Origin of the sequence: Desulfovibrio sp., assembly GCA_016208105.1 — a bacterium.
Taxonomy (GTDB): domain Bacteria; phylum Desulfobacterota; class Desulfovibrionia; order Desulfovibrionales; family Desulfovibrionaceae; genus Fundidesulfovibrio.
Genome location: JACQYS010000010.1, coordinates 105,345 through 129,231 on the forward strand (window position 1 = coordinate 105,345; position 23,887 = coordinate 129,231).

General features: G+C 59.8%; 22 protein-coding genes and 1 tRNA gene. 4 read left to right on the forward strand and 19 right to left on the reverse strand.

Annotated elements, in window-relative coordinates; genetic code table 11:
- Nucleotides 1-2 precede the first annotated feature (2 nt).
- Both HY795_05685 and uvrB read right to left on the reverse strand, forming a co-directional pair.
- Nucleotides 3-998, reverse strand: coding sequence for a potassium channel protein (locus tag HY795_05685; GenBank protein MBI4804706.1), 996 nt, complete (start codon nt 996-998; stop codon nt 3-5).
- A gap of 136 nt (nt 999-1,134) precedes the next feature.
- On the reverse strand, nt 1,135-3,174 hold the full coding sequence (uvrB, locus tag HY795_05690) for an excinuclease ABC subunit UvrB (GenBank protein MBI4804707.1): 2,040 nt from the start codon (nt 3,172-3,174) through the stop codon (nt 1,135-1,137).
- 72 nt (nt 3,175-3,246) lie between these two features.
- Here uvrB and HY795_05695 point away from each other — a divergent pair, with 72 nt between their 5' ends.
- On the forward strand, nt 3,247-3,735 hold the full coding sequence (locus tag HY795_05695) for a hypothetical protein (protein MBI4804708.1): 489 nt from the start codon (nt 3,247-3,249) through the stop codon (nt 3,733-3,735).
- Complete coding sequence (locus HY795_05700) at nt 3,732-4,313, forward strand: TIGR00730 family Rossman fold protein (GenBank protein MBI4804709.1); 582 nt, start codon at nt 3,732-3,734, stop codon at nt 4,311-4,313. The genes HY795_05695 and HY795_05700 overlap by 4 nt, the downstream gene beginning before the upstream one ends.
- A 126-nt stretch (nt 4,314-4,439) precedes the next feature.
- Here the strand turns inward: HY795_05700 and HY795_05705 are convergent, their stop codons facing one another.
- The 10 genes from HY795_05705 to HY795_05750 all read right to left on the reverse strand — a co-directional run bounded on the left by HY795_05705 (nt 4,440) and on the right by HY795_05750 (nt 13,056).
- Nucleotides 4,440-4,922: a VOC family protein gene (locus HY795_05705; protein ID MBI4804710.1), complete on the reverse strand. Its 483-nt coding sequence runs from the start codon at nt 4,920-4,922 to the stop codon at nt 4,440-4,442.
- A gap of 260 nt (nt 4,923-5,182) precedes the next feature.
- Nucleotides 5,183-5,911, reverse strand: a complete 729-nt coding sequence (locus tag HY795_05710; GenBank protein ID MBI4804711.1) for a leucyl/phenylalanyl-tRNA--protein transferase — start codon at nt 5,909-5,911, stop codon at nt 5,183-5,185.
- A gap of 4 nt (nt 5,912-5,915) precedes the next feature.
- On the reverse strand, nt 5,916-6,632 hold the full coding sequence (locus HY795_05715) for a hypothetical protein (GenBank protein ID MBI4804712.1): 717 nt from the start codon (nt 6,630-6,632) through the stop codon (nt 5,916-5,918).
- A 14-nt stretch (nt 6,633-6,646) separates the two neighbouring features.
- Entirely contained in the window at nt 6,647-7,414 is a 768-nt protein-coding gene (locus tag HY795_05720; GenBank protein MBI4804713.1) for a flagellar motor protein MotB, read from the reverse strand.
- 182 nt (nt 7,415-7,596) lie between these two features.
- Nucleotides 7,597-8,550, reverse strand: coding sequence for a tyrosine recombinase XerC (locus HY795_05725; GenBank protein ID MBI4804714.1), 954 nt, complete (start codon nt 8,548-8,550; stop codon nt 7,597-7,599).
- On the reverse strand, nt 8,525-9,484 hold the full coding sequence (locus HY795_05730) for a diguanylate cyclase (protein MBI4804715.1): 960 nt from the start codon (nt 9,482-9,484) through the stop codon (nt 8,525-8,527). Before HY795_05730 ends, HY795_05725 begins: the two co-directional genes overlap by 26 nt.
- Nucleotides 9,485-9,487: 3 nt before the next feature.
- On the reverse strand, nt 9,488-10,327 hold the full coding sequence (locus tag HY795_05735; GenBank protein ID MBI4804716.1) for an HDOD domain-containing protein: 840 nt from the start codon (nt 10,325-10,327) through the stop codon (nt 9,488-9,490).
- 11 nt (nt 10,328-10,338) lie between these two features.
- Nucleotides 10,339-10,665: a hypothetical protein gene (locus HY795_05740; GenBank protein ID MBI4804717.1), complete on the reverse strand. Its 327-nt coding sequence runs from the start codon at nt 10,663-10,665 to the stop codon at nt 10,339-10,341.
- A gap of 22 nt (nt 10,666-10,687) precedes the next feature.
- On the reverse strand, nt 10,688-11,983 hold the full coding sequence (dprA, locus tag HY795_05745) for a DNA-protecting protein DprA (protein ID MBI4804718.1): 1,296 nt from the start codon (nt 11,981-11,983) through the stop codon (nt 10,688-10,690).
- 5 nt (nt 11,984-11,988) lie between these two features.
- Nucleotides 11,989-13,056: a tetratricopeptide repeat protein gene (locus tag HY795_05750; GenBank protein ID MBI4804719.1), complete on the reverse strand. Its 1,068-nt coding sequence runs from the start codon at nt 13,054-13,056 to the stop codon at nt 11,989-11,991.
- Nucleotides 13,057-13,406: 350 nt separating this feature from the next.
- Between HY795_05750 and HY795_05755 the strand changes: the two genes are divergently transcribed.
- A complete protein-coding gene (locus HY795_05755) occupies nt 13,407-14,333 on the forward strand; it encodes a hypothetical protein (GenBank protein ID MBI4804720.1) in 927 nt (308 codons plus the stop codon).
- 83 nt (nt 14,334-14,416) lie between these two features.
- Here HY795_05755 and HY795_05760 read toward each other — a convergent pair whose 3' ends face one another.
- The 7 genes from HY795_05760 to HY795_05790 all read right to left on the reverse strand — a co-directional run bounded on the left by HY795_05760 (nt 14,417) and on the right by HY795_05790 (nt 23,268).
- Nucleotides 14,417-17,422, reverse strand: a complete 3,006-nt coding sequence (locus HY795_05760; protein MBI4804721.1) for an Hpt domain-containing protein — start codon at nt 17,420-17,422, stop codon at nt 14,417-14,419.
- 28 nt (nt 17,423-17,450) lie between these two features.
- A complete protein-coding gene (locus HY795_05765; protein MBI4804722.1) occupies nt 17,451-17,819 on the reverse strand; it encodes a response regulator in 369 nt (122 codons plus the stop codon).
- A gap of 9 nt (nt 17,820-17,828) precedes the next feature.
- The gene (locus HY795_05770; protein ID MBI4804723.1) at nt 17,829-18,500 is read right to left on the reverse strand and encodes a purine-binding chemotaxis protein CheW; all 672 of its coding nucleotides are present in this window, start codon (nt 18,498-18,500) and stop codon (nt 17,829-17,831) included.
- Complete coding sequence (locus HY795_05775; protein MBI4804724.1) at nt 18,500-19,267, reverse strand: ParA family protein; 768 nt, start codon at nt 19,265-19,267, stop codon at nt 18,500-18,502. The genes HY795_05770 and HY795_05775 overlap by 1 nt, the downstream gene beginning before the upstream one ends.
- A gap of 72 nt (nt 19,268-19,339) precedes the next feature.
- Complete coding sequence (locus tag HY795_05780) at nt 19,340-20,218, reverse strand: protein-glutamate O-methyltransferase CheR (protein MBI4804725.1); 879 nt, start codon at nt 20,216-20,218, stop codon at nt 19,340-19,342.
- Entirely contained in the window at nt 20,219-22,147 is a 1,929-nt protein-coding gene (locus HY795_05785) for a HEAT repeat domain-containing protein (GenBank protein MBI4804726.1), read from the reverse strand.
- Between the two features lie 41 nt (nt 22,148-22,188).
- Nucleotides 22,189-23,268, reverse strand: a complete 1,080-nt coding sequence (locus HY795_05790; protein MBI4804727.1) for a chemotaxis response regulator protein-glutamate methylesterase — start codon at nt 23,266-23,268, stop codon at nt 22,189-22,191.
- A gap of 179 nt (nt 23,269-23,447) precedes the next feature.
- Between HY795_05790 and HY795_05795 the strand changes: the two genes are divergently transcribed.
- A tRNA-Pro gene (locus HY795_05795) sits at nt 23,448-23,525 on the forward strand.
- Nucleotides 23,526-23,887 lie beyond the last annotated feature (362 nt).

Here is a 23,887-nt window from a genome sequence, read left to right on the forward strand (position 1 = left end):
TCTTACGTCAGCTGCTTCTGCATTTCAGCGAGGTTCTGCTTGCCGCCCACCAGGATCAGGGTGTCGCCCGCTTCCAGCACCACCTGGGGCTGCGGGTTGAAGAGCAGTTTCCCGTCCGGCTTCTTGATGCCGATGACGATGACGTTGAAACGCTGGCGAAGCTGCGATTCTATCAGGTCCTTTCCGGCAACCGGGGATCCCGTGGCGATGGTGAGCTGCTCCATCTGCAGATCCTCGATGTCTCCGCGCATGGCCAGGTCCATGAATCCCAGCACCGTTGGCCGCAGCACGGACTGGGCCATGCGGATGCCGCCGTAGAGGTGCGGGAAGAGAACCTGGTTGGCCCCGGCCCGGGTCAGGCGCTGGGAGTGGTCGGGCGAATCGCTTCTGGCCACGATGTAGATGTCCGGGTTGAGCTGGCGGGCCGTGAGCGTCACGTACACGTTGGCGGATTCGTCCGTCAGGGCCGAAACCAGGGACTTGGCGTTATGAAGTCCCGCCGCCAGAAGCACCTCGTCCTTGGTGGCGTCTCCGGCCACATAGTGGATATTTTTTTGCTGGAGCTCTTCGATCAGGTTCTGGCCGCGCTCCACCACCACCACGCCGTGCCCCTCCGCGAGGATTTCACGGGCGACGATGCCGCCAATGCGGCCATACCCGCAGACGATGGTGTGACCTTTCATTTTTTCGATGGCCCGCTGCATCCGCCGCCTCCCGAAAATGTTTTGGATATGCCCCTCGATAACCAGTTGCACGATGGCGCCAGCCAGATAGAAGAACGTGCCCACTCCAAGCAGTAAAACAATGGCCGTGATGACCCTGCCCGCCCTGGTGAGGGGGTGGACCTCGCCGTAGCCGACCGTGGTGAGGGAGATGATCACCATGTAAACGCTGTCAAAAAGGTCCCAGCCTTCCACGATCATATAGGCTGCAGTGCCGCCCACGAAAATCAACAGGATGGCGAACAGGCCCGATATTACAGGCCACAGTATGCCCATCTTGCGTCTGAGGGAGGGAAAACGCCCAAATTTCGAGCCAAGCTTGCGAACCCGTTTCACCCTGCTCTCTCCGTGTGCATGTGCCGGGTAACCCTCATGGAGGTTCCCAATACGGCCGTATGCTTTTGCTGCATCGTCATTGTGCCCCTGTGCCCTGCTTTACGCGAAGCGAGGTGATGGCGTCGCGCAGTTCGGCGGCTCGTTCGAAGGCCAGGTCCTTGGCTGCGGCGCGCATGTCCCGTTCCAGGCTTTTGATGAGTTTCTCCACGGTTTCGGAACTCTCGGCCCGCTGCATGATTTCGTCAATAAAGCTCGACCCTTTGGTTTTGGCGCCCTTTTCGGACTTGGCCTGGGCGTAAATTGCATCCAGGACGTTGTCCATATCTTTGAGAATGGTCTGGGGCGTTATGCCATGCTCCAGGTTGTGGGCCTGCTGCTTGGCGCGGCGCCGGTTGGTCTCCTCCATGGCGTCGCGCATTGAGCCGGTGACGGAGTCGGCGTACATGATCACCCGGCCGGACACGTTGCGGGCGGCGCGTCCGAACGTCTGGATAAGCGATCTGGTCGAGCGCAGGAATCCTTCCGTGTCCGCGTCCAGAATGGCTATGAGCGAAACCTCCGGGATGTCCAACCCTTCGCGCAGCAGGTTTATGCCCACCAGAACGTCGAACTCTCCGGCGCGCAGGGCCTGGAGGATGGCCACCCGCTCCAGGGTGTCGATATCCGAATGCAGGTAGCGGGTGTTCACCCCGTAATTGTTGAGATAATCGGTGAGTTCCTCGGCCATGCGCTTGGTGAGCGTGGTGACAAGCACGCGTTCGTGCGCGGCCACCCGTTTCTTGCACTCCGAGAGCAGGTCGTCCACCTGGCCCTTGGTGGGGCGCACCTCGAGCATGGGGTCCAGAAGGCCCGTGGGGCGGATGATCTGCTCCACCACGAGCCCTTGCGAGCGGTCAAGCTCCCAGGGGCCCGGGGTGGCCGAGACGTAGATGGCCTGGCCGATGCGCTCGGAAAACTCCTGGAAATTGAGCGGCCGGTTGTCCAGGGCCGAGGGAAGCCTGAAGCCGTAGTCCACAAGGGTCGATTTGCGGGAGAAGTCGCCGTTGAACATGCCCCCGATCTGCGGCACCGTGATGTGGGACTCGTCCACGAAAAGGATGAAGTCCTCTGGAAAGTAGTCGATCAGCGTGGCCGGGGGCTGTCCGGCCGTGCGCCCGTCCAGGTGGCGGGAATAGTTCTCGATGCCGTTGCAGTAGCCCAGCTCCTCGATCATCTCCAGGTCGTAGAGGGTGCGCTGCTCCAGGCGCTGGGCTTCCACCAGCATCTGGTTCTGTTTGAAATAGATCAGGCGCTCGCGCAGCTCGTCGCGGATGTCGCTCATGGCACGGGAGAGGTTGTCGCGGTCCGAGACATAGTGCGAGTTCGGGAAGATGACCGTTTTTTTCATCTTGCCGAACACCTCGCCGGTCAGCGGGTCGGTTTCCAGGATCGATTCTATCTCGTCTCCGAAGAATTCCAGGCGCAGCGCCCTTTCCCGGCTGTAGGCCGGGATGATTTCCAGCACGTCGCCGCGCACGCGGAACACGCCGCGGTGGAAATCCATGTCGTTTCGTTCGTACTGGATTTCAACCAGCCTGCCGATCACCTCTTCCATGGCCACCCGCTGCCCCTCCTCCAGGGCCAGCACCATCTTGGCGTAGTATTCGGGCGATCCCAGACCGTAGATACAGCTCACCGAGGCCACGATCACCACGTCCCGGCGCGTCAGGAGCGAGTGCGTGGCCGCATGCCGGAGCTTGTCGATATCCTCGTTGATGGATGAGTCCTTCTCGATGTATGTATCCGAGCGGGGCAGGTAGGCTTCCGGCTGGTAGTAGTCGTAGTAGCTGACGAAATACTCCACGGCGTTTTCGGGGAAAAGTCCCTTGAACTCGTTGAAAAGCTGGGCCGCCAGGGTTTTGTTCGGGGCGATGATGAGGGCTGGCCGGTTGGAACGGGCGATGAGCTGGGCCATGGTGAAGGTCTTGCCGGTGCCTGTGGCGCCGAGCAGAACCTGGTCGCGAACTCCGGACGCAAGGTTGCCCAGAAGTTCATCAATGGCCCTGGGCTGGTCACCCTGGGGGGTGAAGGGGCTCTGGAGCAAGAACCTGGATTGACTTTTGCCCTGATTTTCCAAATCGTTCCCTCGTTGCGGCACTTTCGCAATCCTACGGCCTTGCAGGCCATAAAACAAGCTCGGAGGCCATCAATGCTGATCGATATCGTTCCGGCGCAGGAGAAGCTGCCCGTGGACCGCGCCTGGTCCATGACCGTCGTCATCAAGAGCTTCAAGGGACGCAAGGACGTGGATGTTCATCTCTTCCGCCCCTGCTGGGACCCCTTGGAAGAGGAAGTCTATGATTGGGCCAACGTGCTGGGCGACCCCATGCATCCGGACATGGACGCGGACATCGCTTCCGGGCGCAAGCTTGTTATGGAATCCTTCACGGCTGAAGAGCGCGACATGATTATCGCCTACTTCCAGGAGCGCTACGCCGGGAAGCTGGAATCCATCCGCTCCTGCCCCATCGATTTTCCCATACCGCTGGGTATACCCGCCCTTTGTGACCTGGCCGAGGGCAAGGACATGGGGTTCATACTCTTCGACAAGATTCCCAACTACTCGCTGCCCTTTGAGATCCGGGGATTCTTCGATTTGAGCCAGCACCCGCCCATCGTGGAAGCGGAGCAGCAGTGAAAAGCGTCTGCGTTTTCCTGGGCTCGAATCCCGGCAATTCCCCCGCGTACGGCGAGTCCGCCGGACGGCTTGGCGGGCTCTTAGCCAGCCGGGGAATCACCCTGGTGTACGGCGGGGCCAAGAACGGGCTCATGGGCATGCTCGCCCAGGCCGTGGTGTCCGCAGGCGGCCGGGTTGTGGGCGTGCTGCCGGGGTTCCTCAAGGCCAAGGAACTGGCCTTCGAGGCCCTGTCCGAGATGTACGAAGTGGAGTCCATGCACGAGCGCAAGGCCAAGATGGCCGTCCTCTCCGACGGCTTCATCGCCATGCCGGGCGGTCTGGGCACCCTGGAGGAGATATTCGAGGTGGCCACCTGGGGGCAGCTTGGACTGCACGCCAAACCCGTGGGATTCTACAACGTCGAGGGGTACTACGACAAACTGAGCGAATTCCTCGACCACATGGTGAACCATGGATTCCTGAAACGCCCGCACCGGGCCAATCTCATGTGCAATGATGATCCGGCTGAACTGTTGGACCTGATGGAGGCCTTCAAACCGGCTGTGCTGGGGAAATGGTACGGGCTGGAAAAATCCTAGCCCGGAATTTCGCCGCAGGGTCAGCACATGATACCCGGCAATCGCCAACCCGGCAAAAAGCCCTGGAATGTTGAAACATTCCAGGGCTTTTTCAGCGGCTGCCCAACGGCATCGAGCGGTTGAGCCTTATTCTCCGGCGATATGCCTGACAATCTCCACAGGCAGCATGGTCCGCTTGCTGACTTCCTCGAAGCTCAGGCCCTGGGCCAAAAAGCGTTTCGCCACGAGGGGCATCGGCTCTCCTATCTCAACAATGCGGCCCTCCGGGTCCCGGACCCGAAAACACCGCTGCCCCCAGGGCTGCTCGCGTAGTTCATGAATGAAGGGCACTTTGGCCACGCGCATTTTTTCCAATTCGGATTCAATCTCACTCGATTCGAAATAGAGCTCAAACACCGCGTCGGTGTTTTGCGGTTCTGAAAGAGCCTGGTTGCCGAATATCATGGCGTGCGCCCCAGTGGCCTCCCAGAGAGAGAACTTCGAGGCATAGGCCGTATACGCGTCTCCAACGGCGAAGAGCACCTTCTGGTCCAGCAGATTCTCGTAGAAAGCACGGCAGGAAGCCATGTCGCGCACCATCACCGCGGGGCCTTCGAACGAAAGAGCCATGTTCCCTCCTGTATTGCCGGGATCGGCCTGCCCCGGCTTCTCTCCCGGTGTGTCATCTCAAAAAACTGAACCGGTGCACACCGTCTTGTTCCTCATGTTCCAAACGCCACTGTGAATAGGTTGCGGCCAATTCCTCGAATACCGGAGCCTGCCCGGCTTCGGCCCAAACATCCAGCCGCGCGGCCTGAACGAACCGGAGGTGCCACCCGACCTCCGCGCCCACGCCTCAGCACTTGCCGCGAACATCCAGCACCACTCTCTCATCTGGCATGCAAAAACTCCCTACGTTTTATGGGATCGTTCCACCACGGCTGGCTCCTCCAGCCTTCGATTTCACCGGGCAGAGCGGCCGCCGCTTCCACCAGCCTGGTGAACTTGAGCCGCGGGATTTCCCGCGCTCCAAGGCGCATCACATGGGGCGTGGACTGCTGGCAATCCATAAAGCTGTACTTTAACTTTTCCAGCAGCAAGACCAGGTGCACCAAGGCCACCTTGGAGGCCTGGCCCACGTCGTGGAACATGGATTCCCCAAAGAACGCCCGGCCCACGGCCACGCCGTAGATGCCGCCCACCAGGCGGCCATGAAGGCGGCACTCGATGCTGTGGGCGTAGCCGGAATGGTGCATCCGGACGTATGCCCGGATCATGTCGTCCGTGAGCCAGGTGCCCGCCTGGCCATGGCGTTCCGCCGTGGCGCAGGCGCTGATAACGGCCTGGAAGTCGGTGTCGACGGAGAGTTCAAAGGGGTGGCCGCGAAGGTAGCGGCGAAATCTGGCGTCGAGCCTGAGCTCGTTCGGCACCAGGATGGGGCGGGGGTCGGGAGACCACCACAGTATGGGGTGGTCCTCGTTGTACCAGGGGAAGATGCCGTGGCTGTAGGCCTCCACAAGCCTCCGAATGCTCAAGTCCCCGCCAACGGCAAGAAGGCCCCCGGGGTCGGCGGTTTCCGGATCGGGAAAACCCAGCGCTGTAGTGAGCAAAGTGATCACGGCGTTACTTTACCGGAGAAGCCTCCAGAACCTGGAGCACGTTGCCCTCCTTGATGACGCCGGTGATCTTGAGCCGCACGTTCACATGCTCCTTGGAATGAAAGCAGAGGTCGTCCATGCATCCGTACAAAGAGCCGTCGTCCGCGCGAAACCGAACGCAGTAATAGAGCGGGTCGTCCTGCCCGCCCCAGCTGGAGCTCGATTTGGAGCGCACGCAGCCTTCATACCGGCCGGTGACGGTCACCTGCTTTTCCGAAGGGTCGTATCCGTCGAAGGAAATGCGGGAGAGGTATGGTTCGTTGCTGGCCGTGCCGTGGAAGACGGATGTCACCGTAAGCCTCACGGCGGTGCCTTTGCCGTGCAGGGTTATCACCTGCGGCTTGTCCGTGTCTTTCAGGGAAATGGTCTGCTTACCGCCTCCGGCGAAGACGAGTTCGGCTGTTTTTATGCGACCGTGTTGCTTGAACGATCCCGGGGCGGCCCAGCCGTTGACCACCGTCACCTTGGTGACGGCCACCGGTTTGGAGAAGCCGAATTCGATCCACTCTCCGATGGCTACGCCAACGGTGTTCGCGGGGTCCACCAGCTTGGCCAGATTGCCTCCCTGGCCTTTCGATCCGGCCGCGTCGATCTGTACCGCCAAGGGAAAGGAGACGATGGGATTTTTGGCCCAGGCCGTGGACGCAACAGCCAGGACGAGAAAGAGAACAAACTTGGACATGGCTCCTCGCAGGGTCAATAGAGGTTAGACATCTCCTGGGAGTGGTACAGAAATTCCACCCGGCGGTTGATGGCTCGGTTTTGGTCGGTGGTGTTGGGGGTGATGGGCTGGCTGTCGGCATAGGCGGCCGCTTTGACGCGCGTGGTCGGAATGCCGCCCTTCTCCACGATGTAGCGCACGCAGGTGGCGGCGCGAAGAGCGGACAGCTCGAACCGCGCCAGGCCGTTGGCGCCAATTTCAATATCGTCCGTGTGTCCCCGCACCACCAGGTCGACTTTGATTTTTTTGAGCACCTGAACCACATCGTCCAGGAGCTTGTAGCCCTCCGGCTTCATCACGGCCGATCCGGGCTGGAACATGACGGCATTGTTCACATGCAGAAGCACCCCGATCTTATCCGAGCTGATGCCGGAATTCTGCTTCATGTTGGGGTTGTTGTCCATGAGCTGCTTGATCATCAGGGCCACTTCGTACTTGAATTTCTCTTCCTGGGAGAGCTTGAACTGCGGAGTGCCCTGCTGCACGTCCTTGGCGATGTAGGTGGGCATGACCACGGTTTCGGTGGGTTTTTCGCGCTTGGGGAGCTCCTGGTCCTGGAAGAAGGCCGAGAGCTGTTCTTTCTGCTGGGGCTTCAAAGCCATGGTGAGCCACAGAAGCAGGAAAAGGGCCATCATGGCCGTGACAAAGTCCGCGTAGGCCACCTTCCAGCTGCCGCCGTGGTGTCCGCCGTGGCTGTCTTCTTCCTTCTTGACGATTATCGGAGCGGGTTTGTTTTTCGACATGTGGCTGCCTTGGCGTACATTGCACGCCAGCAATATCCATAAAGGCTCGCAGGGGGGATTTCAACCACGCTTTTCAGTTATTGTTGGATAGTAGCGTTTCGCGAAGAAGACTTCACTCGTTACAGCAAAGAGCCTTTATTCTAGATTCTCGGATCCAGTGCGGACCTGGTTCGCTCTTGTCCTTATGAATCTTCTTTGTCGCGTGTTCCCTTGGCCCTTGGGTGCGCCTGGTCGTACGCCTTGGCCAGCTGGTCCAGGTTCAGGTGCGTGTAGCGCTGCGTGGTGGACAGACGGGCATGGCCCAGGAGCTCCTGAACCGCGCGCATGTCCGCACCGGATTGGAGCATGTGGCTGGCGAAGCTGTGCCGCAAAACGTGCGGGCTCACAGCAGTGGGCAGCCCGGCGCTGGCGCTTAAGGCTTCCAGTATCCTGTTTGCCTGCCGGCGCTGCAAGGGGCCGCCGCGAAGCCCCAGGAACACCGCCTGTTCTGCGGGAGCTGGCGAAAAGGCGTGGCGCACGCCAAGATAGGCCTTCAATGCCGCTGCCGCCGTGTCGGACAGGGGGGCCAGGCGTTCCTTGCTGCCCTTGCCCATAACGCGCGCAATCCGCGAGGAAATGTCCAGATCATTGAGTTTCAGGCCTATGGCCTCGCTCACTCGAAGGCCTGAGCCATAGAGCAGTTCCGCCAGTGCGGCGTCGCGCAGCGCCTCCGGGTCGCCTCCCGTGCCAGGGGTGTCCAGCAGGGCGAAAGCCTGGTCCACGTTGAGGCTCTTGGGGTGCGGCTTGGAGAGCTTCGGGTTGGAAAGCCCCTCGGCCGGGTTTTTCACGAGAACTTTCTGGCGGACAAGATGCTTGAAGAAGCCGCGCAAACAGGAAAGCCTTCTGGACATGGAGGTCTTGGCCTGGCGGGCCCTGTGCTGTTCGGCCAGGAATCCCTGGAGATCCCGGCGGGTCAAATCCTTGGGAGCGGCCAGCGTCCGGCCGCGACTGTTCAAGTAGTTCTCGAAGTATTTGAGGTCGGACTCGTAGGCCAGAAGCGTGGCCCTGGCATAGCCCTTCTCGATGGCCAGCCTGGCGAGGTAGGCCTGGGCGTGCTCGGGAAGCGGCGTGTCAGGGCTGGCGTTTGTCGAGGACATAGGAGCTCTTGGGGTTCTCCTTGGCCTTTTTCTTGAGCGTCATGGCGATCTGGGAGGCCTCGCCATAGTGCTTGAGGCGGCCTCCCACGTTGAAGACCACGGCGATGGATATGGCCATGAGCGGAAAGGTGCGCATGTTGCCCTCGCGGTCCGTGGACTGGATGTAGCCCTTGGCCCGGTCGTCCTCGTCGTAGAAATGGGGCACGATGGAGTCGAAGTTGTCCACCACGCGCTGGCAGGCCAGCTCCACCTTGTCGGGGGGCAGGATGAACACGAAATCGTCCCCACCGATGTGTCCCACAAAGGAGCGGACTTCTGAGAACCCGCGAATGGTGTTCACGATGACCCGCGCGGTCATCATGAGGATCTCGTCGCCGCGCGAGAACCCGTACTTGTCGTTGAAGCTCTTGAAGTAATCCAGGTCAGCATAGGCCAGGGCGAAGTCCTCCTGGCGGTCGATCATCTCCTGGATGCGCTGAATGATGGAGGTGTTGCCCGGCAGTTTGGAAAGGGGGTTGGCGTCGAAGGCTCTGGAGGCGCGGGTTATGGTCAAAAACACGCGGGCCTTCACCCTGGCCGGGCTGGAGGGGACGATGATGAGGTCGTCCACTTCGGCGAAGCACCAGTCCGCCCCTTCGAGCAGGCTCTCTTCCCTGATGGCCAGAATCACCGGGAGCTGGCGGTAGACGTTCTCGCTCTTGACCAGGTTCACCACGTCAAGCCCGGGCATGTCCGGCAGGTCGTGGTCCACAATGAGGAGATCGGGAAGCTCGTTGAAGAGGACCTCTATGGCCCCCCTGCCCCGGTCGAAATGGACAATCTCCAGCTGGCCGTCGTCCCAGAGTTCCGAAAGGGTCTTTTTAAGACCCACATCGGCCGAAAGAAGATAGACCTTCTGGGGGCGTGGCAGGCGGCAGGCGTCCTGGGCTGTCATGGCTCAGACGAAGCTCAGGTCGGCGATATCCAGGAATTGTTCGCAGAGCTGGTCGAGGATGGTTTCGACGTCGCTGGATTTGAGCTTGAGCTTCTTGAGGGCTTCGGGCTCAAGGTAGAGCACGTTGTCGTCGCCGCCGGAGCCGTACTCGAACACGCGCACCATGAAGTCGCCCAGGTGCACGCAGCAGGCCACTTCGGGGTATGTGCGGGCCAGCTGGGGCTTGTGGTGGTAGCTCATGCCTTCCTTGATGCTGGGGGGCAGCTTCCAGTGGTCCGCGATCCAGGCGTTCACCCGGTCGTGTCCGAAGCCCATGAAGGCCTTCTCGGCATCCAGATAGGTGAGGTCCTTCTCCTTGACCATTGCGTCGATACCCACCTTCATATCCGGCAACTGCACGGCCGTGACCACCTTGCCCAGGTCGTGCAGGAGCCCGGCCACGGAAATGTCCTCGACGTCTTTTAGCCCGACGAAACGGGCGATGGTGGAGCTGGCCAGGGCGCACCCCACCGAGTGCTCCCACAGGCCCACCATGGCCTGGTTCATCATGTCCATCACCGACGTGGAGACGATGACCCCGCGCAGGACGTTGAACCCCAGAAGCACCAGGGCGTGGTGAATGGAGCTTATGCGGCCTGGAAATCCGTAGATGGGCGAGTTGACCATCTTCAAGACTTTGGCCGAGAGCACCTGGTCCATGGCGATGAGCTTGGCGATCTGCTCGGTGGAGGAATCCGGGTCCTTCACCAGGCGGGACACCTCGTCCAACACCTTGGGCAGGGTCGGCAGGTCTTTGACCGCCAGGATCTGATCCTTGCGCTCGAGTTTCAGGTCCTCGACCATGACGTATGCTCCTAGCCGGCCTTGGAGGCCACCTTCATCTTGAAAAAGTGAGTGAAAAGAGCCTTCACCTGGTTCATCCACTGATCCTTCTCGTGGTGGCGGAACAGATGATCCAGGCGTTGCAGGCGTGTGTCGTAGTTGGTGCCCGAGGCCACACCGTCCGTCTGGATGGGTTCGCCTTCCACCACCACCTGCTCGACGCCCATCATGTCGAACTTGTCGAGCAGGGCCTCGGTGAGCTCGGCCCCCTGCGGGGCCACGACCATTCCGTCGGATCTGGCAACCGGCTTGGCCAGAACAAAGCCCGGTTTGGCCAGGTTGAGCGGTATCTTCTGCATGCCTTACGGCTCCTTCGTGGAATCAAGCTGAGAGATAGTACCCACCGGGAAGCCTGCGCACAACCCCTTTCAGTTCGAGCACTACCAAAGTGCGGCTCATTTCCGAGGCATCCTTGCCGAGCACGCGGCAGAGCGAGTCGATATGCGTGGCCCCCAGGGCCTCAAGATGCCCGGCCACAGTCTCTTCCAACGAAGAGGACGCCTGCTGTCCGGGTACAATGTGGGAAGCGGCGCAAAGCTGCGCGGGGTCGAGGCCGGGGCCGCCAGCGGATGAAGACTGGGACTTTGCGCGCCTGGAAGCCCTTTCGTCCGGCCCCGAACGCGCTTGCGGCGCTCTTGCGGCGGAACGCGCGGGCAAGAGGCTGGCCTGTTCACTCACGGGGCGGGCCGAAGGCGATATTTTCGGGTGCCCTTGCCGGGCCAGAAAGGCTTCCAGCTGAGGTTTTATTTCCAAGAGGATGTCCTCGGCCCCGTGGATGAGCTTGGCCCCTTTGTTGATGATCTCGTGGCAGCCCCGGTAGCTCGGCAGGGACACCGGCCCCGGCAGGGCGAAGACCTCCCTGCCCTGCTCCATGGCCAGCCTGGCGGTGATGAGGCTGCCCGAGCGGGTGCTGGCCTCCACCACAAGAACTCCCAGGGAGAGTCCGCTTATTATGCGGTTTCGCTTGGGGAAATTGGCCGCAAGCGGCTTCGTGCCGGGAGGAAATTCAGAGAGCACCAGCCCCTTGCCCGCGAGCTCGCGCCACAGGTCGCGGTTGGAAGCGGGATAGATGAGGTCCGGGCCTGTGCCCATCACCGCGATGGAGCTGCCCGGGCCGGAGAGGCCTCCCAGATGCGCTTCCCGATCGATGCCGTGGGCCATTCCGGAAATGACCGTGATCCCCGCAGCGGAAAGATCCACGGCGATGCGGCGGGCCAGTTCGATGCCGTAGCGGGAAGAATCCCTGGAGCCGACCATGGCCACGCCTGGAAAATCCAGTAGCCCCAGGTCGCCAATGGCGTAGAGGAATACCGGAGGGTCGGGGATCTCCCTCAAGCGTTCCGGGTAGCGCGGATCGGACCAGAGCAGGACGTCGATGCCCTTGTCATGCGCAACGGCCAGTTCATCCTGGGCCTGAGAAAGCCAGGACTGGGCGAGAAAAGACTGCAATTGCGCTGAAGTAGCAAGGCCCATGCCTTGCCAGCGTGCGGCATTGTCCACGGCCTTGGCCGCGCTCCCGAAGCGTTCGAGGATTTTTTTGGACGTGCGCGGCCCGAGCCCGGGCGAATGTTTGAGGCACAGGCTGGCCCAAAACTCCTGGCGCGTGCGCTCGGACACGGTGCTTACTGGCCCAGCTGCTTCAGCTTCTGTTTGGCTTTCCCGGCGAATTCGGAGTTGGGGTTCTCATCCACCAGCATCTTCAAGTGGAATACGGCATTGGACTTGTCGCCCAGGCGTTCGTAGGCGTCCGCGATGCGATAAAGGGATTCGGCTGATTTGGAATCCTTGGGGAACCGGGTGGTGACTTCCTTGAAGGCCAGAATGGCCTGGTTGTAGCTTTTGTCGCCCATGTAGCTCTCCCCGATCCAGTAGAGGGCCTCGGGAGTCTTGGAGGAGCTTGGGTATTTGGCCAGGAAGTCATTGAATTTCTTGCGCCCCTCGTCGTTTTTGTTGGCCGAGACCGACCGGAGCGCTTCGGTGTAGAGAAGCTGCTCCTGCATGTCCGTGGTCTGGGGGGAGGCAGCGGCGGTTGCGGGCGCCTTGGCCTGGTGAGGCGCCGGGGCTGGCGCGGGGGAAACAGGCGCGGGCTGGGTCAGGCCGCTCACGGGCTGCGGTGTGCGGGCCGAGGTTTTTTCCTTGGCGGAGCGAGGTGCGGACACCGGCATCGGCTGCCTGGCCTGCATCAGGGTCGCGGGCTGAAGCCTTCCTGCGGACTCTCCGAGCGTGACCACAGGCGGTTGCAACGCGGGCAGAGGCTGCGGCGCGGGCTGAACAGCCGCGGGCTGCGCTGAAACCGGCTGGGGAGCCGAGGGAGACTGTTGCACCTGGGCCGGCATGGGCGTCTGGGCGGGGGCCGTGCCCGAAAGCTGGGAATACGGAATCACCTGGCCGGCGACGATGGGCTGGCGGGAGGCGCTTGCGGCAACGGGTTTGCGCTCTTTGCCTTTGGTGGCTTTTGGGGCCGGAGCCTGGCCGGAACCGAGCTTGTCCAGGCGGGTGGCTATCTCGCGGAGCTTGTAGTCGATGTCGGCGTCCCTGGCGCGCTGCTGCTCCTGGAAGCGGGAAAAACTGGCTTCAAGAGTGTCCACTCGGGAAGGCTGGGCGGCTTCCTTGGCGACTTTGCCCTTGTTTTGGGCACAACCGGAGAAGGCAAGCGTCAACGCCAGGACGGTCAGGCTTAATCGTTTCACCGCATTCTCCAAGAGTTTTCTCTCGCGATAATCGACCCTTGCCATGAAAGCAAGGTCTCGGTCTTTAAAAAACGGAGACTTAGCAGCCTGCCCAAAAACTCCCGCTGGCGGCGTTGCCGCGCAAAAGTCAAACCTTCGCATATGTCAACTACGCTTCAGTCTTGACTTTTTTCCGCGCCTGGCCAGCTGACTTTTTGAACAGGCTGCGAGATTCGACTTTTACAACAGGTTGCAAACAGTGGCGATCCATTCTTGCCATTTGCCCGCGTTGCATCGCGGACCAAATTAAGGCAAAAAAGCCGCGCCGCCATTACGGCGCCTGAGTGAATAAACAAGGAGTCCGGTCCAGCGTGAGCGATACTGTTCTCTTCGCGGCCATCATGGCCCTCGTCTGTCTGCCTTTGTCAATCGCACTGGCCGCTTCGGGTTTGCCCCTGACCAGCGCCGTGCTTCTCTTCAACCCCCCGAAGCGGGTGAAGGTCTTTAGGGACAAATACGGGCAGCAGACGGCCACGCTCTGCCTTCTGGCCGGCATCGTTTCCATAATCGGCCTGGTTTGCGGCGCGGCCGTGATGAAGTTTCAATTCCCGGCCGCGGCGTCCTTCTGGCTCGGCTGGCCTCTTCCCACAGCCCCCCTGGCAATCGTTCTGCTTGTGTGCGCCGTTCTGGCCATCATCTACCGGGCTGCGTGGCAAACGCTCAAGGAGAAACGCGCGGCGCAGGCCTCCCTCGGGGTATCCGCCACAGCCTCGGCCTGGGTTCTCGGCTATCTTTTCCTCGCCTTTCTCCGGCATTTCGTGGCGACTCCGGCTGATCCCTCGGATGATCCGTTCTTTTTCCTCCCCCCCGTTGTTTCTTCCGCCTGGCTGCTCCTTCCGTGGGTTCTGAGCATAAGCCTGGCCATGGCCGGGGCGTTGTCTCCTCTGTACCTCATCCACCGGCGCGACAAGGACGACTTCGGCCGCGACTATTACAATTACGCTTTGAAGATGGCCGCCAAATGGGCCACGTTCTCAACGCTGGCGGCCCTTGCCTGCCAGGCCGGGCTTTTCGCTATGATTTGGCCAGCGGTGCGCGACCTGCCGATACGCCCTGCCTTCTTCTGGGGAGAGGGAATCGGCTTGGGGTGCTTCGTCATGGCCTGCCTTCTCTGGGCTCTGGTGCTCAAGAACCAGAACCCGCTGCGCTTGAAGCTCCACTGCGTGGCCGCGTTCTTCCTGACGGTGGCCGGTTTTGCCGGGGTTGTGGCCTCCTACGTGAGGTTTTTCCTCGGCTGATGTCTCTTAAGTTTTTTAGCCGGTACGCGCACAAAAAAGCGGCTCCCTAGGGAGCCGCTTTTCTTATGGTGCGGTGCTGAGGATCAGAGACTGGCCGAACTGCGCTGCGAGGTGGCCATGAGGTATATCTCGTGCGGGTCAAGGATGAGCACCACCGATCCGTCGCCCATGATGGTGGCGCCGGAGAGGCCGCGCATGTCGAACTCCGAGAGGTAGGAGCCCAGGGGCTTGATAACCACTTCCTGACGTTCCAGGAGCTTGTCCACGATAACGCCCAATCGGCGGTCGTTGTCCTGGAGGATGACCATGGAGACGATCTCCTTCTCCTCGTCCTCGGGCGGGGGAAGCTCCAGGATTTCGCGAAGCTCTATGATGCCAAGCACTTCGCCGCGCAGGGTGACGGCCTTGCGCTTGTTGACCTCGGTCATGCGCTTGACTTCGATCTTGGTGGTCTCGGAGACGGCGTCGAGCGGAATGGCGTAGATCTGTTCGCCCACCATGACCATGAGCGCGTCGATGATGGCCAGGGTCAGGGGCAGGGCCATGGTGAACTTGGTGCCCTTGCCCACCTCGCTGGTCACGCTCACGGTGCCCTTGAGGTTCTTGATGTTGGTGCGGACCACGTCCATGCCCACGCCGCGTCCCGAAATGTCGGTGATGGTCTCGGCCGAGGAGAAGCCCGGCATGAAGATGAGCTCCAGGGCGTCGCGGTCGTCCAGGTTCTTGGCTTCCTCAGGGGTGACGAGGCCTTTGCGGATGCCCACTTCGCGCATCTTGGCCGGATCGATGCCCTTGCCTTCGTCCTCGACCTCGATGGCCACGGAATTGCCGCGGTGATAGGCGCGCAGCCAGACCTTGCCGATGGCCGACTTGCCCGCGGCCAGGCGGGCTTCTTCGGTTTCCAGGCCGTGGTCGACGCTGTTTCGGATAAGGTGCACCAGCGGGTCGCCGATGACCTCCACCACGGACTTGTCCAGCTCGGTTTCCTCACCTTCCATGATGAGTTCCACTTCCTTGCCGGATTTGCGCGAAAGGTCCCGCACCAGGCGCGGGAAGCGGGAGAACACCGAGGAAACCGGCACCATGCGGACCTTCATGATGGTGTCCTGAAGGTCGTCCGAGAGCCTGGCCATGGCGTAGGTGGTCTCGGTGAGCTGCTGGGCTATGGCCTGGACGTCCAGCTTGCCCTCTTCCAGTGATCTGGCCAGGAGGGCGTACCGGTTCCGGTTGATGATAAGCTCGCCGATCAGGTTCATGAGGTGGTCAAGCTTCTCGTGGTCAACCCGGATGGTGGACGAAACCTTTGCAGCCGGTTGACCTTGACCCCCCGCGGCAGCCGCGGGTGCTGGAGGCGGAGCCGGCTCGGCCTTGGGAGCAGGCTTTGGAGCCGGCTTGGGCTCGGGCTTAGGTTCGGGCTCAGGCTCAGGCTTGGGCTCAGGCTTGGGCTCAGGCTTGGGCTCAGGCTTGGGCTCAGGTTTGGGCTCAGGCTTGGGCTCAGGTTTGGGCTCGGGTTTGGGCTTTTTCTCAGCCTTGGGCTTGGGCTTGTCCGCAACAACGGCCTCGGCCTTATCCGGTGCGGCCTCGGCAGGCTGCGCCACGGGAGCTGTCTCTTCCGTAGCCCCGCCGCCCTTGAGCGTTTTCAGCACAGCCTTGATCATATCTTCGATGATGGCACATTCCTGCTTGAGAATGTCCAGCATCAACTCGAAGTCCAAACCGGATTTCCGGGCCTGGTCCACCATTCCTGCCGTGCGCTCGGCGTAGGTCTTTATCTCGTCAAGGCCCATGTAGCCTGTCGAATTGCGCAGGGTGTCGAGCGAGCGGTACAAGCCGTCGATATAATCCTTGTTGGAGCCGTCCTTGGCCAACTCCTCCAGGGCCAGGTGGATATTGGCCAGCTGATGGTTGACGGTCTCCTCGAAAATCTCGTTGTCTTCGTCGTCGTGCTCTGAAGAGGAAGCGGGTTTCGTCTCCTCGTCTTGGGCCTGCGCCTCTTCGGGGGCCTCTTCAGGGGCTTCTTCAGGGGCTTCTTCAGGTTGGACCGGCGCCTCTTCGGGCGCTGCTTCCACAGGTTCTTCAGGCGCTACCGCTTCGGCCTCTGGAGCGGCATGCTCGCCAAAGTCCACGTCTCCCGTGGCCACGGCCTGCTGCAGTTTTTCCACCAGAAAGGAGATGTCCAGGGGCGTCGCCTGGTTGTGTTTCGCGTCGATCTTGGAGACCAGGGTCTCCATGGTGTCCACAGTGCCAAGCAGCAGGTCGATCATGCGCGGGGTCGGGGTCATTTCCCCTTTGCGCACCTTGTTGAGCAAGGTTTCGGCCTCATGGGTGAGCGCGTTGAGCTCCTTGTGGCCTATGATCCCGGAGTTTCCCTTGAGATTGTGAAAATACCTGAAGGTGTCGTTGACCAAATCCCCGCCGGCGGTGGGGTCTTTTTCCAGTTCGAGAAGCGAAGAATTGAGATTTTCAATTATTTCGAGAGCTTCTTCAAGGAAGTCGTTGAGGTGTCCTTCGCCTATTGCCTGAAGATCATACGCAGGCCCGGTTTCGACAATTTCGGGCATTATGAATCCGCGCCCTTCGCTCACAGGAGGCTTGTTTTCACTGCTCACGGTGTCCTCCTCTAAGGGAGCGCTCGGGGCAAGGTCGGGCTCTTCAGGAACCGGATCCGCCGCCGGGGCTGAATCCGGCAGGCTCTCTCCTGCCAGAATCGCTTCGATGCGCTGGATAATGGATGCTGTTTCGACATCGCCCTCGACTCCCTGTGTCTCCAGGTTGTCGATCATGGTGCGCAAGGCGTCGGTTGCCGCGAGAATCACATCCATGATCGCCGCGGTCACGGCTATGTTGCCCTTGCGCAACTCGTCCAGAATGTTCTCGGCACGGTGGGCCAGGCCGTTGATATGATTGAGGCCAAGGAAGCCGGATGCCCCTTTGAGGGAGTGCATGGGCCGGAATATCTCGTTCAACAAGCTAAGATTGTCCGGATTCTTTTCCAACTCGAGCAGGTTCGGCTCGATGGTTTCAAGATGTTCTTTTGCTTCGACGATGAAATCGGCGAAGAGTTCCGGATCCATGAAATCTTGGCTCATGCGTACCTCTATGGGCGGGTTCTATCGTCTAGCCAAGAAGCATCTTGACGTTCTTGAGCATTTTTTCCGGCTGGGCCGGTTTGACCATGTACATGTTGGCTCCGATCGAAAGACCGGCCTGTATGTCCTTTTCCTGACCCTCAGTGGAGAGTACCACTATGGGCATGTCCCTGTAGGCATCCTGCTCGCGGACGCTTTTGATGAACGTGAATCCGTCCATTCGCGGCATGTTGATGTCCGAGATGATCAGGTCGATCTTGTCTGCGGAGTACAGTTTTTCCAGGCCGTCCAGGCCGTCCTCGGCCGTTACGACCTTAAAGCCTTCCTTTTTCATGATAAAGGCCACGAGGTTCCGCACTGTCTTCGAATCGTCAACGATGAGAATCGTTTTTGACATATCCGGCTCCTAGTTCTTGAGCACTTTCTGAAACAGTCGGCTGACCGACAATATCTTGATCAGCCTGTCGCCATTTTTAAGAAGACCAGCCATAAGGTCGGCACTGACGCCAACCTGACTTTCGATATTCCATTCGATGTCGCCGCGCGGGGCTTTGTACATCGTGTCGATCGCCCGGACCTGAAGTCCGATTTGCATACCATGCACGCGGCACACGATCAAAAAGTTGTCGGGCACTTCCGGGTTCGACGGAACTCCGAGCAAACAGGCCAAATCCACCAACGGGGTCACCCGGCCGCGCAGGTTGGTGACCCCAGCCAAAAACCGCGGCGCCGCGGGCAGTTTTGTGGCTGGAACAGCGCGAAGCACTTCCTGCACGAGCATAATGGGCACAGCGAAAACCTGGTCGGCTACGTGGAAACTCACGAGCCTGAGTTCCTCCTCGGCCATGAGGCTCGCTTCGTCAGGTCCGCCATCCACTTCGGGAGCGTCTCCGGACGGCCCCATGACTTGCTCGGCCTGAACCGGGCGGGCCAAAGCCCTGCCCTCGGGAGAGTTCTCCCATCCGGCTCCGACGTACTTTTCCAAAAACGCCTGCTCTGGACCGGTCAACCCCTGCGTTTGACCTGCGGCCTCGGGCAGGACGACGTCCTGTTCAAAATACGTTTCCAACGTCTTCATCAGGTCACTATTTCCTTCGCCAAAGCCATGTATTCCTTTGCTCCGCGCGAGCCCGGCGCCACGTCGTATATCACCTGACCGCGCGCGCTGGCTTCCCGGAATTGAGTGTCCAGGCCAATGACCGTTTCGAACATCTTGTCACCCAGCTTGTTTCGGACAAGTTCCAGCACCCTGCGGCAGGCCCCGGCGCGCTTGTCGAACATGGTGGCCAATGCTTTCCAGGCCACCGGACGCGGGAGCACCCGGTTCAATATCCTTATGGAGTCAAAGATCAGCCTCAAGCCATGAAGTGCCAGAAAATCAGTCTGGATCGGGATGATGAGCAGGTCCGAGGCCACCATCGCATTCACCAGGAGCACTCCCATGTTCGGCGGGCAATCAAGGATTACGAAATCGTACTCCCCCGCCGCCGAGGCCAACAAGTTCTTGAGCAAAAGTCCCTTATTCTCCCGTCCCTTGAGATCTATGTCCAATTCCGAAAGCCGGACGTTGCTGGCTACAAGGTCCATGCCGCCTTCTCTTGATGGAAACACGGCACTGTCCCACTGGCTCTTCTCGAACTGGTCCAGCAACAGCAAATCGTACGCCGATACCGGCACGTTCTCCGGAAACAACCCCAGGTGCACCGAAGCGCAACCGTGCGGGTCCAAATCCATGAGGAGAACCTTTTTCTCCATCCTTGCCAGAGCCGCTCCCATTGATAAAGCCGTGGTGGTTTTGCCCACTCCGCCTTTTTGGTTGGCTATGGCGATTACCTTTACACCCACTGACACTCCCGAAACCTGGAGCAAGACTGCACCTGGCCATACACGTCATTTTCGGCCAACATTCGGAATTCTTTATCCTTCTTTCAAATAGACAATGGCGCCGGGGTAGTGCTTGGGTTTAAACGCCCGGGATATGTTATGCAACGACTCTGAGTGCCCAATAAGCAGATATCCTCCGGGTAACAAATTGTCATAGAAAGAACCGATCACATTTTTCTTCATTTCATCATCAAAGTAAATGATCACATTCCTGCAGAAAACTATCTGGGACCGATCCACTCGCTTCAGCATGGCCCTGTCACTCAAGTTGATCTGCCCGAAACTGACCAGGCGCTTCACCTCAGGCTTCACTTTGAATTTGCCCTCTTCCGCCAGGAAATACTTTGTAACAATATCCTTTGGCGTGGTGCGTAGCGTATAGTCATTATAGACGCCGCGCCTTGCCGAGGACAGCACCGCCTCGGACAGATCGTTCGCGGTGATTTTTATATCCCAGGAGGCGATTTCGGTCTTGAGCGCCTCAAGCAGAATGATGGCGATGGTGTAGGGTTCCTCACCCGTTGAGCAGCCAGCGGACCATATGCGGAGCTTTTTGGCGCCGAGTTTGCGCTGCTGGTCGATCACCTCGGCAAGGACATTGTTTTGGAAAACAGCCAATTGCGGAGGGTTGCGGTAAAAGCTCGTTTCGTTTGTGGTCACCACCTCGAAGAGGCGGTTCAATTCCTGGCGTTTGCCGGGATCGTACTGCAGGAAGTGGTAATATTCGGCAAAACTCTTGAGATTCAATTCCTTGATGCGGTTGGCCAGCCTGTTCTCGAGAAGATACTTGCGGTTGTCCGCAATGTATATTCCCGACTGCTGGTAAATGTAGTCCCTGAGCTGCGTGAACTCGGCATCTGTTATCTTGAGTTCCTTGCGCAGGGAAATGGACTTGGAAAAAAGAGAGGACATCTACAAATCCTCTCCGTGCCCTTCTTGAATCTTGGAGATGGCGGCTTCGGCCGCATCGATCAGTTCCTGGTCGTTTGTGTTGAGCACTTCGAGAAGAGCCCGGAAGGACACGTTGCCGCCGATCTCCCCAAGCGTCTCGATGACCTTTAAGGCCAGGAGCTTGTTGGGGCTTTCAAGGAAGCCGACGAGCTTGGGCACGGCTTCCTGGGCCATGCGGGTTCCCAAGGCTTCCATGGCCCTGATGCGGACCCAGTCGTCGGAATCATCCAATGCCTGTATGAGGTACTCGGTGCCCTCGGTCAGCGAGCAGTGTCCTATCTGTTCCACCACGGCCAGACGTACTTCCCGGGACTCGTCGGAGAGCCTGGAAACAAGAAGGGCAAGCCCTTCCCCTTCCGGGCCGCAGAGCCTGGCCACGGCTTCGAGCGCCACTTTGCGGATATCCGGGACCTCGTCTTCGAGGGCCGCCCTCAGTTCTTCGATGTTGGATTCGGGGTCTATCTTGCCCAGGGCGTAGACCGCCATGAGCCGCTCCAGCGGCTCTTCGGATTTTGACATTTCCTTGAAGCGTTCGGCCATATCGACGCCGCCAATGGCCACGCACGCGTCGAGAGCGGCCTCCTTCACGTCGTCGTACGGATGATGCAGCTGCTGGAATAACGCTTCCGCAGCGGATGAGACATGCATCTTTCTGCCAAGGAAATTGAGCGTTCCTTTGATGACTGTGCCGTCCGTGTGTCTGGCCAGGACATCGATGAAGAATTCGACAGCCTCCTCTCCCCCCACCTGGAGCAAGGCGCGGACGATTTCGCGCTGGATATCCCGGTCGCGTTTCCAGAATGAGGCCATCAGAAGCTGCGAAACCTCCAGCCCGCCGATACGGGTCATGGCCTCCACCGCCACCTGGGCCACGGAGTGCTCTCCTGAGGCGAGGGCCTCTTTCAGGGAATCCGTCAGACCAATGGTCGCCAAGGCAGAAACAGCCAGTTCCAGGCGCTCCTGGTCGTTGTCCGGCTCAAGATTGCCAGCCAGCTCAAGTACCGCACGGGACGCTTTGGCACCGCCTACAAAGGCCAGACCGTGCACGGCAGCGTCCTGGATATCGATGTCTTCGTCGGAAAGTGCGGCCAAAAGGTAGTCCCGGAATTTCTCCCTGTCGTTCTCGGAGAGCAATGTCAGGGATTTGCCGCCGAGGATCATCACCACGGCCTTGCAAATCTTGTTGCGAAGCGCCGCCGGGGAGTTGTCCAGATACTTAATCAGCATGGTCACGGCTTTGATGTTGCCTATCTCGCCAAGGGTATCCACGATCATGGAGGCCACGAGGTCGGACGACTTGCTCAAGGCGCCGATCAAGGCGCTCACGGAAGACTCGTCGCGGATTTTCGCCAAGGATTCGATGACCGCGAACTGCACCCACTCGTCGTCGGTCAGGGCCTTGTTGAGGCACTTGGCGGCTTCGTGCTTGCCAAGCGTCCCCAGGCTCACCGCCGCCTGGTAGCGCACGTTGACTTCCGGATCCTTGAGCAGGGCTTCGCAGAGAGGATCGACAGCCATGGGGCTGTTGGTGGAGCCTATGATGTCGGAGGCGAAAATCCGCATGTCGGGGTCCTGGTCGTGCAGAAGCTCCACAAGCGTCGGGAAATCCTGATCCCCGACCTCGCGCATGACGTCCATGGCGATATTTCGCGCGGGAGGGTCGTCGGAGCGCAAGAGCGGCGCCACGGCGCGAACGACCGCCGGGCCGCCGATGCTGCGCAAGGCGCGGTCCGCCGCCTCCTGGACGCCCAAGTTCTGACTTTGAACCAGTTTCGCCAAAAGAGGGACAGCGGCCTCGATTTTGGCTTCGCCAGCGGCAAAAGCAGCTTCGCGTTCCAGTTCGACATCTCCGGACTGAAGCTGGCTAAACAGTTCGTCGTGTTCGCCCATAGGCTCCCCGGATTCCGTCCAGTGTCGGGACGGAGCAACACTTATTTATACAGACAGTTCATGATGGCCTGGGCCATCTCGTCAATATCCACGATTTCATCGGCAAGACCGGCGTCAACGATGGCTTTCGGCATTCCATACACAACGCAGGAAGCATCCGACTGGGCCAGCGCGCGTCCCCCCTTCTGCTTGAGAACCTTCACGCCCTCCAGACCGTCGGAGCCCATGCCGGTGAGGATGACGCCAAGCGCCCGTTTGCCCACCGCATCCGCCGCCGACCCGACCAGCACGTTGGCCGAAGGCTTGTAGAGCGCCTCGGCGGGCTCGGAAGTGATCTCGATCTCAACCCTGCTGACCTTCTGGTGCAATTTCAGGTGTTTGCCGCCTGGAGCAATGAAGACCTGGCCCGGCGCTAGCCGGTCGCCTGTTTCAGCTTCCTTGACCGACACCTGGCAAACGCCGTCGAGCCGTTTGGCAAAGGGGCCGGTAAAGGCCGCCGGCATGTGCTGCGCAATGACAATGGAGGCGGGAAAATCCTTGGGCAGGGCCGACAGCACCTTTTGGACCGCTGGAGGTCCGCCGGTGGAGACACCGATGGCCACCAGGTCACGGACCAGAGCCCCGGAGGGGCGAACGAACTCTCTTCTGTGTTCCGTTTCGGCAGGCGGACAGGGCGCCGTGGAGGTGGAAACGCACGGTCTTTTGTAGGGCGTTGGAGGCCTGAACTTACGCCGGGCGATCTGCTTGACCTTGGCCTGGAGGTCTTCTTCGATCTTGACGATGTCCAACGAGACTTTGGAGAGCTGCTTCGGAATGAAGTCAACCGCTCCAAGCTCCATTGCCTTCAGTGTGGCTTCGGCGCCTTCAACCGTGAGGGAGCTGACCATAAGCACAGGCTTTGGCATCTCCATCATGATGTGTTTGAGCGCCGTCAAACCGTCCATGCGGGGCATTTCGATATCAAGCGTGATAACGTCCGGATTGTGCTTGCGAATGACCTCAAGGCCTTCCTGGCCGTCCCGGGCCGTGGCCACGACCTTGATCTCCGGGTCCTTCTCGAGCATGGACGCGAGCGCCTTGCGCATGAATGCCGAGTCGTCGACGACTACTACGCTTATCACATTTGAATCCTTTGATGTTTGTCGTGCCGGCCGATCCTCCGGCTGGGGATGAACGAAAGCCCATGATCACGAAGGGATGGCAAGACCTGAATATAGATACTTGAAAAGACAGCGCCTTGACAACATGAAATCATACTTGCCAAACCCCGATCACTTGTTTACAAGCCTCATCTCCATCGCGGGATGTAGCTCAGCTTGGCTAGAGCGCTGCGTTCGGGACGCAGAGGCCGGAGGTTCGAATCCTCTCATCCCGACCAAGAATTACGGGGGCTTACGGATAAAACGTAAGCCCCCGATTTCTTTTGGGACATGGATTCGAGACACTAGCTTGAAGCTTGGGGCTATGGGATGGCCCGACCCAGTCTTGAGCCAGATCCATTATTTTCGCGTTCCCCTACTTCTTGCCGTCCCGAAAGACCGGCCGTGCACACGGCGGCATCGCTCAAAAAGCATCTCCCGCTCTTTCCGATTTGTCCGGAATATTCCCCGATCGATTCGAGTATGGCAAGCGCGGGGTTCGCTCATCAATTCCTGACGATCTTCCTTGCCGTATAATAACAAATATCTATTCGCTAAATTTTATGAATACGTTCGATTTGCCATAAATTGATCGCATAGT